The organism is Streptomyces sp. NPDC060205, assembly GCF_042728395.1.
Taxonomy (GTDB): domain Bacteria; phylum Actinomycetota; class Actinomycetes; order Streptomycetales; family Streptomycetaceae; genus Streptomyces.
The window spans coordinates 1-13,157 of the sequence record NZ_JBHWZP010000066.1; the positions used below are offsets into that span (position 1 = coordinate 1).

The following is a 13,157-nucleotide window of genomic DNA, read 5'->3' on the forward strand; positions in this document are numbered from 1 at the left end:
GAGCTGGGACAGACTGCGCGTGCCGCAGCCGTGACGCCTGACACCTTGCCGTGCGCGGTCAGCGGCAGCGCGGAGACCTCGGCGAGGTATGGCGGGTGCGCCGGTCGGTGTTACTTCTTCAGGCCGAGGTTGACGAAGTCGTACTGACCGCTGTAACCGTCGGTGGTGTAGACGTTCGCCAGACGGCTCGAACGCCAGTTGATGAACTTCTCGAAGACGAAGGGCAGGTAGTAACCGCCCTCCATGACCTTGTGGTTGATCTCCGTGGAGATCGCGGCCTTCTTCGTGGAGTCGAGCTCCTTGGTGTAGCTGTCGAAGAGACCGTCGATCGTCTTGTCCTTGATCAGGGCGAAGTTGTTGTTGCCGCTCTCAAGGATGTAGTCGCCGCTCCACAGGGGCAGGCCGTAACCCTGGACGCTGGGGAAGTCCGGGCCCCAGCCCATGATGATGATGCCGTAGCCCTTCTTCTTGACGTTCGAGGGGCTACCGATGATGCCGGTGGTCTGGGCACCGTCGAACTGCTCGATGTCGACGGTGATGCCGACCTTCTTCAGCGACGCCTGGAGGGACTCGGCGGTCGCGACCTCGACGGGCTTGTTGTTGCGGACCGCGATGGTGGTCTTGAAGCCGTTCGGCTTGCCGCAGGCCTTGAGCTCTTCCTTGGCCTTGGCGACGTTGCCCTTCTTGTTCGCGGTCGCCGACTCGTACGGGTCGTACTTCTGGCCCTCGGAGCCCGGGACCGACGGCGGCAGCATGTTGGTACCGATGTCTCCACCGGCGACCGGGCCGCCACGAGCGGTCTGGAGCGACTCGTGGTCGGCACCGTAGATCACGGCCTTGCGGCAGTGCTCGTTGTCGAACGGCTTGACGCTCTGCGGGAAGACCGCGTAGCGGATGTAGCCGGAGACCGGGTTGTCCAGGTTGTCCTTGTGCTCCTTCAGGGCGGTGGTGCGGCCCTGCGGGGAGAGACCGGTCTGGCCGATGTCCAGGTCGTAGTCGCCCTTGATCAGGCGCTGGTCCATGTCATTGGCGTTGGTGAAGAAGTCGACCGTGATCTTGTCCGGGTACGCCTTGCGGATCGGGTCCGAGGACTGCTTCCACTCGGTGTTGCGGACGAGCACGATGCCCTTGCTCGGCGTGTACGACTGGAACTTGTACGGGCCGGACGAGAACGGCTTCAGGCCGTACTTGGACTTGGTGTCCTTGTCCTGGCGGACCGGGGAGGCCGAGGTCAGCGCGAGCATCTCCTCGAAGTCCGAGTTCGCCTCGGGCAGCTTGAAGATGATCGTCTTGTCGTCGGGCGTCTCGATGGCCTTCAGACCGAGCTTGTCCGCGGACTTGTCCTTGTACGGGCCCTTGTACTCCTTCTTCGGGTCGAGGACCTGCTGAAGGTAGATGGGACCGCCGGAGAGCACGTCCTGCGCCCACGCGCGCTCGATGCCGTACTTGACGTCCTTGGAGGTGATGGGCTTGCCATCCTCCCAGGTCGACCCGTCACGCAGCGTGTACGTGTAGGTCTTGCCGTCGTCCGAGACCTTCGCGGCCGCGGTGGCGAGGTCCGGCGTGACCTTGGCACCGTCGGCGCCCGGCGCGGTCGCGTTGGTGACCAGCTGACGGCTGTAGTACCGGGAGAAGTTCCACATGAAGCCGTAGTAACCGCGGGTGGTGTCCCACGAGTCGGCATCCTGGGCGCCCGCGAACTTGAGCGTGCCGCCCTTCTTGGCGAGGGAGGCCTGGGCGACCTTGTTGTTCGCGGCGTCGAAGCCGGCCGCGCCGGTCTTCGAACCGCCCCCGTCGTCGTCGTTGCCGCCGCCGCACGCCGCCGTGGACAGCAGTGCAGCGACCACGGCTGCGGCGGCCACGGCCTGCTTGCGCCGCCCTGTGGTGCGTTGGGTACTCACTCGGATCCTCCGATATGTAGCGGCCCGTCGACAGATGACGGGCCCTTGGGGGTACGGCAGTTCAGCGGGAGCCCTTCGGGTCGAGCGCGTCACGCACGCCGTCACCGAAGAGGTTGAAGGAGAGCACCGTGATGAAGATCGCCACACCCGGGATCACCATGTACATGGGATCCGACTCGTAGTAGTCGATCGCGGCGGAGAGCATCTGCCCCCATGAGGCGGTCGGCGGCTTGACGCCGACGCCCAGGAAGCTGAGCGCCGCCTCGGTGAGGATGTTGGTCGGGATCATCATCGTCGTGTAGACGATGATCGGCGCGACCAGGTTGGGCAGCAGCTCCTTGAACAGGATGTAGAACCGTCCGGCTCCGAGGCTGCGCGCGGCTTCGACGTACTCGCGTTCGCGCAGGGAGAGCGTCTGGCCGCGGACCACGCGGCCGACGTAGGGCCAGCCGAAGAAGCCGATGACCAGGATCATCACGAACAGGCGCACGCCCGTGCCGGTCAGGCCCAGCATCTGGTTCGGCATGACCGACACCAGCGCGATGATGAAGAGCAGCTGCGGGAAGGCCAGCAGGCCGTCCATGACCCGGCTGACGGCCGCGTCGACCCAGCCGCCGAAGTAGCCGGCGAGTACGCCGAGGATCGTGCCGAGCACCACGGCCACCAGGGCCGACAGGAAGCCGACCAGCAGGGAGATCCGGGCTCCGTAGACGATGCGGGCGAAGATGTCGCGGCCGCTGACGGGTTCGACACCGAAGAGGTGGTCCCCGCTGATGCCGCCGTAGGCCCCCTTGGGGGTCGAGAAGAGCGGGTCGATCAGGTCCTCGTGGTGCGTTTCGGGGTCCTGTCCGACCAGGTTCGCGATCACGGGCGCGAGCAGGGCGATCAGGATCAGCAGAAGCACGACCATGCCGCCCGCCAGGGCCAGCTTGTCGCGCTTCAGGCGCTCCCAGGCGATGCGGCCGAGGGAACGTCCTTGTACCGCCTTCGCCTCGGCGGAGCCGGCAACGAGCGCCGCCTCTTCGGCCGCGCTCGGCGCGGCTTCGGCCGTCGGCTCGTGCAATGGTGCCGTCATCGTGGCAGGGACCCCTCTCAACCGGCGGTAGCCGGCCCACGCTTGCCGCTGTAGCGGCGTGATCAGTCCGTCGTACACATCAGGAGGTTTAAACCTCCTGGACCGGGAGTCTTCAACGCCTCGGTGATCTGAAGCCAGACCTGAAGGCGAATGGATGCGCAACCGTGATGCCGTCAGGAGGGTTCCGTTATCCGAACGCCGGGTAACGGGGGTCGGACACATGACACTTGGGGCGAAACGGGCCTCGCAACCCATTTACCCGCGTAGATCGGGACATTCCACCCAGTCGCGGTACGGGTGGGGGAGCAGATGCTCCACTGGGTGGACCCCGCCTGACGGATCACGACCATCCGGCTGGATGGACCGTGTCCCTCCAGATCATCTCAGTACGTGCCGGGGAACCCGTAACCGCCTGCCGCCGGCGCCTGGACGGGAGCCGCGTGCGCCTCCCGGTCGTAGAACGGCCGCGCGTTGGCGCGCAGCCACAGGGCCACCGGGTCGTACTCGTCCGACATCGCGACGGTCGACACCGGCAGCCCGTCCGGCACCGCGCCGATCGACTGCTGCATCATCGCCCGCACCGAGTCCACGGCCGGCGGGCTGGTGTCGTACACGTCGAGCCCGATGGCCAGGTACGGGGCGCCCAGCGCGGGCTGCACCCAGGCGCGGCGCAGCGAGCGGACGGCGGCCGTCCGGTGCGCGTTCTGGGTCAGCAGGGCGTAGAACTGCGGGATCTCGATGGCCGGTTCGGACAGCCGCAGCGGGCCCGCGGGCTGCCGCTCCAGGCCGGTGGCGATGCGCCGCAGATCGAGCCAGGGGATGCCGACGCCGCCGCCCGGCGCGTGCGGGTTCAGCCAGAGCCCGTAGTGGTCGGGGTAGAGGGTGCGGGCCACGTCGAGCCCGTCGACCACCTCGTACGAACGGTTCCAGCCGCTGGCCGAGAGCTCCTGGGCCGAGGTCACACAGGGTGCGTAGCCGAAGCCGTCGACCTCCATGTTCCCGTACTGGGCGTCGGGCGAGCCCGCCTGGCCGTGCCAGAGCAGCATCCACACCTGGCCGGACGGCGGGGTCGCCAGCGCGCGCAGGAGCGCCTCGTAGGCGTCGTAACGCCCGGGCGTCACTTGGCGCAGCATGTGCTCGACCTGCCCGGCCGCGGCCGTGCCCGACGCGCTCACCTTCTACCGCCCCTTCGCGACATCACTGACATACCGGTCCCGTTCGATGAGGTGTCCCGTTCACTTGAACATCGCACCACTCCGACCGAGCCATGAAACCAGCTTAAGTGGCGATCCCGACAGCACCGTTGCGCTCCGCTGGGTTTGGTGTTTTGAGCTCGGGACTCTCTGTGCGCTGTCGGGTGCGGGCCGTGCGTAGCTGGGCGCGCAGTTCCCCGCGCCCCTTCGAGGCGCGCCCTGACGGGCGCGCCTCGAATCGGGTCAGAACGCTCGGGTGTAGAACGGGCGGACCTTTTCCCTCAGCCAGTCGCCCACCGGGTCCTGGGCCACGTCCAGGAAGACCAGGCTCACCGGGTGGGGCAGGGGGACCCGGCCGAGGGCGCGGCCGAGGGCGTCCAGCGGGAGGGTGCGGGCGTTCTCGTCCCAGTGGATCACCTCCACCCCGACGAACATCACCGTGTCCCCGCCCTCGATGCTCGCGAGACAGCGCCGGGCGCTCGCCACCAGGCCGGTCGCGTCGAACTCGGCGGACGCCGCGGCCAGGAAGTCCACCGGGTCGTCCTGCCAGTCGGGCTGGAAGAGCCGGACCCGGCCGCCGCTCGCGGGCCCGTCGAGTTCGGTCCGGCCGGCCCGGCACAGTTCGGCGACGGCGGCCGGGGGCAGCGGTATCCCGACCGTGCCGTCCGGGTTCAGGACGATGCCGGCCTGGGGCGGCAGGCCGCGCGCGAACTCCACCGCGGGCGCCACCGTGTACGCCATGTGGTCGCCGACGACCTGGCGGAACTGCTGCTCCGAGGTGAAGACCGGCACGTAGGCCTGCCCGGCGAGCTCCATCGTGGGCAGGTCGAGCGGGCCGCTGTGCGGGCCGCCCCCCTCCGGCAGCGGCACCCAGATGAAGCTGCGCCCGAGGGTCTCCACGATCCGGGCCCCCGTCGAGGGCGACGGAGGCAGCCCCAGGGAGGCGGCGAGCACCTCCTCCAACTCGTTTCCCGGCCAGCCCATGTGGGGGTGTGCGTGTGCCGGAATGTCCTGTGCCTGGAAGTCCATCTCCACCGCCTGCTCCAACCGCCGTGTGCGGTTGACGAGGTTAGTCGCCCTCAGTCGCCGAAATCGATGCGGCGCAGTACGTCCGCGGCGGCACGGTCGACGAGCACCGCGGAACCGCAGCCCTCGGGGAGGTCGCCCTTCTCCACCGCGCGCAGCAGCCGGGCGACCGCGCCGCGGTGGCGCGCGAACGCGTACCGCGAGACGCCCCGGCCGCGCTCGCGCTGGCCGTCGAGGGCCGTGCCCGGGTCGACGTCGAGGAGCAGCAGGTGCAGGGTGCCGCCGCGGCGGCGGGCGTCCCGGGCGAGCCAGTCGCGCACCCAGGCCTGCGTACCGCAGTCGTGCACGACGACGCCCTCCCCGGAGCGCAGGGCCCGGCGCAGGCCCGCGTAGTGCGCGGCGCGGACGAGGGGCCGGTAGACCGCGTACGGCAGGAAACGGGCCAGGCGCTCGTCCCACCGGTCGCGGGTGTCCTGGGAGTCGATGCGGCGGCCGGTCACCGCCCGGCGCATCAGCGTGGATTTGCCGCTGCCCGGCAGCCCCGTGACCACCACCAGATCGGCCGCGCCGAAGCGCAGACCGTGCGGACTGTGGCCCGAGCGCGCCCGCAGATCGCGGACGACGGGGGTCACCAGCGGGTCGCACGCCTCCCTGGCCGGAGCGGATGGCTGCTTGGGCAGCGCGATGCCCGAACCGGTCGCGTACGCCGTGGTCCTGTTCACCCTGATCGTCCTCCCCATGGGGTCGGCAGACCCATCTCCATCGAGTGTAAAGAGAAGGTAATGCGCTGGTCCCCCTGTTTCTGTTCTTGTCCTGCCACAGCCCCGTCACAGATCACTGTGGACACCCTGGCCATGCGTCCGGACACCGCGCGGCCCCCTGCCGGAGCCGGGGGCGTGCAATGATGTGCCCGCCAACTGCATACCGGCCGCTTGAATCCGCGCGGGAGAGTTCCGGGAAACACGTACACGCAGGTGTACGAGTGCCCGGGCGCCGAAGGAGCAAGTCCCTCCCTTGAATCTCTCAGGCCCCCGATACCGCACGGACGAGGCACATCTGAAAAGCGGGCCGCCCCTGACCGTCAGGGCGTAGGCCCCACCCAAGGTGCAAGTCAGTGATCCCCGTGTCCTGCGGCGGGTCACGGCGAACCTCTCAGGTTCCGATGACAGATGGGGAGGAACGACCTCGCCGTCATGCCTTGGGAGCCCCGCCGATGAGCAGCAACGCCTCTGTTGAACCGCGCCGCACCGCGCTCGATGCCCTGCATCGCTCGCTGGGCGCGACGATGACCGACTTCGCGGGCTGGGACATGCCCCTGCGGTACGGCTCCGAGCGCGACGAGCACGTCGCCGTAAGGACCCGGGCCGGGCTCTTCGACCTCTCGCACATGGGCGAGATCACCGTGAGCGGGCCGCAGGCCGCCGCGCTCCTCGACCACGCGCTGGTCGGCAACATCGGCGGCGTGAAGACCGGCCGCGCCCGCTACACCATGATCTGCCGGGCCGACGGCGGCATCCTCGACGACCTGATCGTCTACCGCCTCGCCGACACCGAGTACATGGTCGTGGCCAACGCCTCCAACGCCCAGGTGGTCCTGGACGCCCTCACGGAGCGCGCCGCCGGCTTCGACGCCGAGGTCCGCGACGACCGGGACGCCTACGCGCTGCTCGCGATCCAGGGCCCCGAGTCCCCCGGCATCCTGAAGTCCCTCACCGACGCCGACCTGGACGGCCTGAAGTACTACGCGGGCCTGCCCGGCACGGTCGCGGGCGTCCCGGCGCTGATCGCGCGCACCGGCTACACCGGCGAGGACGGCTTCGAGCTGTTCGTCGCCCCGGCCGACGCCGAGAAGCTGTGGCAGGCGCTGACCGAGGCGGGGACCGCTGCCGGACTCACCCCCTGCGGGCTCTCCTGCCGCGACACCCTGCGCCTGGAGGCGGGCATGCCGCTGTACGGGCACGAGCTGAGCACCTCGCTCACGCCGTTCGACGCGGGGCTCGGCCGGGTCGTGAAGTTCGAGAAGGAGGGCGACTTCGTGGGCCGCGAGGCGCTCTCCGAGGCCGCCGCGCGTGCCGAGTCGACGCCTCCGCGCGTCCTGGTCGGCCTGATCGCCGAGGGCCGCCGCGTCCCGCGCGCCGGCTACCCCGTCGTCGCCGGCGGCGCGGTGATCGGCGAGGTCACCTCCGGCGCGCCCTCGCCGACGCTCGGCAGGCCGATCGCGATGGCCTACGTCGACGCGGAGCACTCCGCGCCCGGCACCGCCGGTGTCGGCGTCGACATCCGGGGCAGTCACGAGCCGTACGAGGTCGTGGCACTGCCGTTCTACAAGCGCCAGAAGTGACACTGGTCCGCAAGCACCGCACGTGACGCCCCTCAGCAGGCGCCACACGTGACGCCGGTCCACAGGCGCCACACGTGATCCTGGGCACATCCGCCCAGCTCACCCGTACTCCCCCTGCATCAGCACTCACCCGCGTACAGGAGAATTCAGGCCATGAGCAACCCCCAAGAGCTGCGCTACAGCAAGGAGCACGAGTGGCTGTCGGGCGCCGAGGACGGCGTCTCGACGGTCGGCATCACGGAGCACGCGGCCAACGCGCTCGGCGACGTGGTGTACGTCCAGCTCCCCGAGGTCGGTGCCGCGGTGACCGCGGGCGAGACCTGCGGCGAGCTGGAGTCGACGAAGTCGGTGAGCGACCTGTACTCGCCCGTCACCGGTGAGATCACCGAGATCAACCAGGATGTCGTGGACGATCCCGCGCTGGTGAACACCGCTCCCTTCGAGGGTGGCTGGCTCTTCAAGGTACGGGTGACGGACGAGCCGAAGGACCTGCTCTCCGCCGCCGAGTACACCGAATACTCCGGCTCCTGATTCCGGCTCCTCGCTAAGGACCCCAGACCGATGTCGCTTCTGAACACGCCCCTGCACGAACTCGACCCGGACGTCGCCGCCGCCCTCGACGCCGAGCTGAACCGTCAGCAGTCCACCCTTGAGATGATCGCCTCGGAGAACTTCGCCCCGGTCGCGGTCATGGAGGCCCAGGGCTCGGTCCTCACCAACAAGTACGCCGAGGGCTACCCCGGCCGCCGCTACTACGGCGGCTGCGAGCACGTCGACGTCGCCGAGCAGATCGCGATCGACCGGGTCAAGGAGCTGTTCGGCGCCGAGTACGCCAACGTGCAGCCGCACTCGGGCGCCTCCGCCAACCAGGCCGCGCTCTTCGCGCTGGCCCAGCCCGGCGACACCATCCTCGGCCTGGACCTCGCCCACGGCGGTCACCTGACCCACGGGATGCGGCTGAACTTCTCCGGCAAGCAGTTCAACGTGGTCGCGTACCACGTGGACGACGCCGGCCTGGTCGACATGGCCGAGGTCGAGCGGCTCGCCAAGGAGCACCGCCCCAAGGTGATCATCGCGGGCTGGTCGGCGTACCCCCGGCAGCTGGACTTCGCCGAGTTCCGCCGCATCGCGGACGAGGTCGAGGCCCACCTGTGGGTCGACATGGCGCACTTCGCGGGCCTCGTCGCGGCCGGCCTCCACCCGAACCCGGTGGAGTACGCGGACGTGGTCACCTCCACCACGCACAAGACGCTCGGCGGGCCCCGCGGCGGGATCATCCTTGCCAGGAAGGCCTTCGCGAAGAAGCTCAACTCGTCCGTCTTCCCGGGCTTCCAGGGCGGCCCCCTGGAGCACGTGATCGCGGCCAAGGCGGTCTCCTTCAAGGTCGCCGCCACCGAGGAGTTCAAGGAGCGCCAGCAGCGCACCGTCGACGGCGCGCGGATCCTCGCCGAGCGGCTGACGGCGGCCGACGCCCGCGAGGCCGGGGTGAACGTCCTCTCCGGCGGCACGGACGTCCACCTGATCCTCGTCGACCTGCGCGAGTCCGAGCTGGACGGCCAGCAGGCCGAGGACCGCCTCCACGAGGTCGGCATCACGGTCAACCGCAACGCCGTCCCGAACGACCCCCGGCCGCCGATGGTCACCTCGGGCCTGCGGATCGGTACGCCCGCGCTCGCCACCCGCGGCTTCACGGCCGAGGACTTCACCGAGGTCGCGGACGTCATCGCCGAGACCCTGAAGCCGGTCTTCGACGCGGCGGCGCTCAAGGCCCGCGTGACCGCCCTGGCCGAGAAGCACCCGCTGTACCCCGGTCTGGGCAAGTAGTTCCGTTTCGCGGGGTACCGCGCACACTGGAAGGTGCGCGCGGTACCCCGTTCCGTTCCACCCCGTTCCGCCCTGTTCCACCCCGCTTCACCCCGTTTTGAGGAGCTCCCGTGGCCATCTCGGTCTTCGACCTGTTCTCGATCGGCATCGGCCCGTCCAGCTCCCACACGGTCGGCCCGATGCGTGCGGCCCGCATGTTCGCGCACCGCCTGCGCAACGAGGACCTGCTGACCCCCGTCACCGCGGTCCGCGCCGAGCTGTACGGCTCACTGGGCGCGACCGGGCACGGCCACGGCACCCCCAAGGCGGTGCTGCTCGGCCTGGAGGGCGCCTCGCCCCGCACGGTGGACGTCGAGGGCGCCGACGACCGCGTGGAGAAGATCAAGTCGTCGGGCCGCCTCGACCTGCTCGGCGAGCACGAGATCGGCTTCTCCTTCGACGACGACCTGGTGCTGCACCGCCGCAAGACACTGCCGTACCACGCGAACGGCATGACCCTGTGGGCGTACGACGCGACGGGCGCCGAGGTCCTGTCGAAGACGTACTACTCGGTGGGCGGCGGGTTCGTCGTCGACGAGGACGCGGTCGGCGCGGACCGCATCAAGCTCGACGACACGGTCCTGAAGTACCCCTTCCGCACGGGCGACGAGCTGCTGCGGCTCACCCGCGAGACCGGCCTGTCCATCTCCGCGCTGATGCTGGAGAACGAGCGGGCCTGGCGCACCGAGGAGGAGATCCGCGAAGGGCTCCTCGCCATCTGGCGCGTGATGCAGGCGTGCGTCTCGCGCGGCATGTCCCGCGAGGGCATCCTGCCCGGCGGCCTGCGCGTGCGCCGCCGCGCGGCCATGTCGGCCCGCCAACTGCGCGCCGAGGGCGACCCGCTGGCCCACGCCATGGAGTGGATCACCCTGTACGCGATGGCGGTGAACGAGGAGAACGCGGCGGGCGGCCGGGTCGTGACCGCCCCCACCAACGGCGCCGCGGGCATCATCCCGTCGGTCCTGCACTACTACGTGAACTTCGTCGCGGGCGCCTCCTCCTCCGAGGCCGAGAAGGAGGACGGCGTCGTACGCTTCCTGCTCGCCGCGGGCGCCATCGGCATGCTCTTCAAGGAGAACGCCTCCATCTCCGGCGCCGAGGTCGGCTGCCAGGGCGAGGTCGGCTCGGCCTGCTCGATGGCGGCGGGCGCGCTGGCGGAGGTGCTCGGCGGATCTCCCGAACAGGTCGAGAACGCCGCCGAGATCGGCATGGAGCACAATCTCGGCCTCACCTGCGACCCGGTCGGCGGCCTCGTCCAGATCCCCTGCATCGAGCGCAACGGCATGGCCGCGGTCAAGGCCGTCACGGCGGCGAAGATGGCCATGCGCGGCGACGGCTCCCACAAGGTGTCCCTCGACAAGGTCATCAAGACGATGAAGGAGACGGGCGCGGACATGTCCGTCAAGTACAAGGAGACGGCGCGGGGCGGCCTCGCGGTGAACATCATCGAGTGCTGAGCCCTCCGGGGGGCCCGTCCCGAGGGGCGCGTGCTCCGGCGCGGCCTTCGGGGCGCTGACGTGCGTGAGGGTAGTGCGGGCCAAGTGCGGGCACCACAAAGGAGATTGCCCCCCACAGGCCCCGGGAAGCACGATCCGTGTTTCCGGCCACCCCAGCACCAAGGAGTCACGCATGCTGCGCGGCATCGACGTAAGTGCCTACCAGTCGTCCTCGTACAGCACCGAGGGCCTGTCCTTCGTCTTCGTCAAGGCCACGGAAGGCCGGACGTACGTCAACCCGAAGCTGAGCGCGCAGACGAAGCGGGCCAGGGACGCCGGCTGCGTGGTGGGTTTCTACCACTTCCTGTGGCCCGGCAACCTCACGGCCCAGGCCGAGTACTTCGTCAGCAAGGCCCCGGAGAAGGCCGGCGACATCCTCGCCGTCGACTGGGAGACGACGGGCGAGGGCACCCACGCCAGCAACGCCGAGAAGGACCGCTTCATCCGCAAGGTGAGGGAACTGCGACCGAACAACAGGGTCGTCCTCTATTGCAACCGGAATTTTTGGTTGAACGTGGACACGACATCCTATGCCGGTGACGGCCTCTGGATCGCGGACTACGTGACGGCGGGCAAGCCCCGTATCCAGGCCAAGTGGCGCTTCCACCAGTACACGGACGACCCGCTGGACAAGAACGTCGCCGATTTCTCCAGCAAGGCCGCCCTGCGCGAATGGGCCGAGGACGCCTGACAGGTGGACTGCCCTCGTGAACGGCGAGACGCTCGACGGAGCCGGATGCCGAACGCCGGACATGGGGGGCGCCCGAGATGCGCAAGGCGAAAGGACGGTGGCGGACCGTCGCCGCTGCCGCCGCGGCGGTCACTGTACTGGTGATGCCGTCCGGGCCACCGGTGGACCGGGCGCCGCGAGCGGCACCCGTGGCGGCCGTGCCGGAACTGGTCAGGGTGCCTTCCGGGCCGACTCCCGACAACTCCGAGCCGCGCAAGAGCAGGCGGGCACAGTGCCCCGCGGGCCACCGGGTGGTCGGCGGCGGCGGATGGGCCTTCGACCACGGTCACGGCGTCGTGGCCCTGACCGGGGCGGAACCCGGGCGCGACCTCCTGCTGCAGCGTGACTACTTCCGGGCCACGGCCAGTGAGCCGAGCACCGGGTTCACCGCGGGGTGGTGGCTGGAGGCGTACGCGCTCTGTGCGCCCGCCGCCTCCCTGCCCGGCTACCAGCAGGTCTCCGCGTTCTCCTCGGCCATCGGTTTCGCGACCGCGCGGGTCAGGTGCCCGGCGGGCAGGCGCGTGATCGGCACCGGGGCCGCCGCGTTCCCCGAGCTCCACGCGGGTCTGCAGCTGTTCCGGTCGACCGGAGCGCGCGATGCCGCGATGGCCACGGTCCATGCCCGGGGGGACCATCCCGGGATGATCCGGGTGCGCGTTCTCGGCATCTGCACCACGAATCCCGCCGTCGTCGCGGCCACGGTGCGGAACCTGGACAACGCCGCCGCCGCGTGTCCGTCCGGAACGCGGGTGCACGGCGTCGGCGGCGGGGGCGGTCCCGCCGACTCCGGGAAATCCTTCCTCCAGGAGGTCTATCCGCCCGCCCAGCTCGACCGGGCGAGCACCTCCATGACCGCGGCGCCCAACGGGGGAATGGTGTCCCAGGCGATCTGCGCCGGCTGAGAGAGAGGGTGCGGGCCCGCCCGTAGGCTCTGTCCTGCGGTTCGACGGCAACCGTGAGGACGAGGGGAGCTGCACAGCATGGGTGGGAGTGTCGCTGCGGTGAGCAGCAACGGCGTGTACTCGTTCACCAAGCCGAACCGGGAGAGCATCACGCTGCTCGCGGGGCTCGGGGTCGAGGGTGATGTGCATGCGGGGGTGACCGTCAAGCACCGGTTCCGGATGCGGAAGGATCCCACGCAGCCGAATCTGCGGCAGGTGCACCTCATCCACGAGGAGCTGTTCGACGAGGTCCGGGGCGCCGGGTTCGAGGTCGCGGCCGGGGAGCTCGGGGAGAACGTCACCACCCGGGGCATCGATCTGCTGGGGCTGCCCGCCGGGACCCTGCTGCGGCTCGGGGACGAGGCCGTGGTGGAGGTCACCGGGCTGCGCAACCCGTGCGCGCAGATCGACGCCTTCCAGAAGGGGCTCATGAAGCAGGTCGTGGGCCGGGGCGAGGACGGCAAGGCCCGGTTCCGGTCCGGGATCATGAGTGTGGTCGTCGCGGGTGGCGTGGTGCGGCCCGGCGACCCCGTCAAGGTCGAACTGCCGGCCGGACCGCACCTGCCGCTGGAGATCGTCTGAGCGGGGGCG

Annotated in this window: 12 protein-coding genes and 1 riboswitch; of the genes, 7 read left to right on the forward strand and 5 right to left on the reverse strand. The window is 69.9% G+C overall.

Going from position 1 to position 13,157, the window contains the following annotated elements; genetic code table 11:
• Positions 1 to 110: 110 nt before the first annotated feature.
• The 5 genes from ACFWGJ_RS14490 to ACFWGJ_RS14510 form a co-directional block, all read right to left on the reverse strand.
• Entirely contained in the window at positions 111 to 1,901 is a 1,791-nt protein-coding gene (locus ACFWGJ_RS14490; protein ID WP_387323734.1) for an ABC transporter substrate-binding protein, read from the reverse strand.
• Positions 1,902 to 1,962: 61 nt separating this feature from the next.
• Positions 1,963 to 2,976 (reverse strand): ABC transporter permease, encoded by a 1,014-nt coding sequence (locus ACFWGJ_RS14495; protein WP_384807649.1) that lies wholly within the window; start codon positions 2,974 to 2,976, stop codon positions 1,963 to 1,965.
• 383 nt (positions 2,977 to 3,359) lie between these two features.
• Positions 3,360 to 4,151 (reverse strand): enhanced serine sensitivity protein SseB C-terminal domain-containing protein, encoded by a 792-nt coding sequence (locus tag ACFWGJ_RS14500; protein WP_210889652.1) that lies wholly within the window; start codon positions 4,149 to 4,151, stop codon positions 3,360 to 3,362.
• A gap of 261 nt (positions 4,152 to 4,412) precedes the next feature.
• Positions 4,413 to 5,198 carry an enhanced serine sensitivity protein SseB gene (locus tag ACFWGJ_RS14505; protein WP_387323778.1) on the reverse strand — a complete coding sequence of 262 codons (786 nt, stop codon included), beginning with the start codon at positions 5,196 to 5,198 and terminating at the stop codon, positions 4,413 to 4,415.
• Between the two features lie 50 nt (positions 5,199 to 5,248).
• Positions 5,249 to 5,935 carry an AAA family ATPase gene (locus ACFWGJ_RS14510; RefSeq protein ID WP_387323737.1) on the reverse strand — a complete coding sequence of 229 codons (687 nt, stop codon included), beginning with the start codon at positions 5,933 to 5,935 and terminating at the stop codon, positions 5,249 to 5,251.
• Positions 5,936 to 6,128: 193 nt separating this feature from the next.
• A riboswitch (glycine riboswitch) is annotated at positions 6,129 to 6,245 on the forward strand.
• A 163-nt stretch (positions 6,246 to 6,408) separates the two neighbouring features.
• On the opposite strand from ACFWGJ_RS14510, the gene gcvT reads away from it, so the two are divergent.
• The 7 genes from gcvT (at position 6,409) to ACFWGJ_RS14545 (ending at position 13,148) form a co-directional block, all read left to right on the forward strand.
• Complete coding sequence (gcvT, locus tag ACFWGJ_RS14515) at positions 6,409 to 7,536, forward strand: glycine cleavage system aminomethyltransferase GcvT (RefSeq protein ID WP_387323740.1); 1,128 nt, start codon at positions 6,409 to 6,411, stop codon at positions 7,534 to 7,536.
• Between the two features lie 153 nt (positions 7,537 to 7,689).
• Entirely contained in the window at positions 7,690 to 8,067 is a 378-nt protein-coding gene (gene gcvH / locus ACFWGJ_RS14520; protein ID WP_387323742.1) for a glycine cleavage system protein GcvH, read from the forward strand.
• Positions 8,068 to 8,097: 30 nt separating this feature from the next.
• On the forward strand, positions 8,098 to 9,360 hold the full coding sequence (gene glyA, locus ACFWGJ_RS14525) for a serine hydroxymethyltransferase (RefSeq protein WP_387323745.1): 1,263 nt from the start codon (positions 8,098 to 8,100) through the stop codon (positions 9,358 to 9,360).
• A 110-nt stretch (positions 9,361 to 9,470) separates the two neighbouring features.
• The gene (locus ACFWGJ_RS14530) at positions 9,471 to 10,856 is read left to right on the forward strand and encodes an L-serine ammonia-lyase (protein ID WP_387323747.1); all 1,386 of its coding nucleotides are present in this window, start codon (positions 9,471 to 9,473) and stop codon (positions 10,854 to 10,856) included.
• A 172-nt stretch (positions 10,857 to 11,028) separates the two neighbouring features.
• Entirely contained in the window at positions 11,029 to 11,586 is a 558-nt protein-coding gene (locus tag ACFWGJ_RS14535) for a glycoside hydrolase family 25 protein (protein ID WP_366787046.1), read from the forward strand.
• 77 nt (positions 11,587 to 11,663) lie between these two features.
• Positions 11,664 to 12,527 carry a hypothetical protein gene (locus tag ACFWGJ_RS14540; RefSeq protein WP_387323749.1) on the forward strand — a complete coding sequence of 288 codons (864 nt, stop codon included), beginning with the start codon at positions 11,664 to 11,666 and terminating at the stop codon, positions 12,525 to 12,527.
• Between the two features lie 78 nt (positions 12,528 to 12,605).
• Entirely contained in the window at positions 12,606 to 13,148 is a 543-nt protein-coding gene (locus ACFWGJ_RS14545; protein WP_387323752.1) for an MOSC domain-containing protein, read from the forward strand.
• Positions 13,149 to 13,157 lie beyond the last annotated feature (9 nt).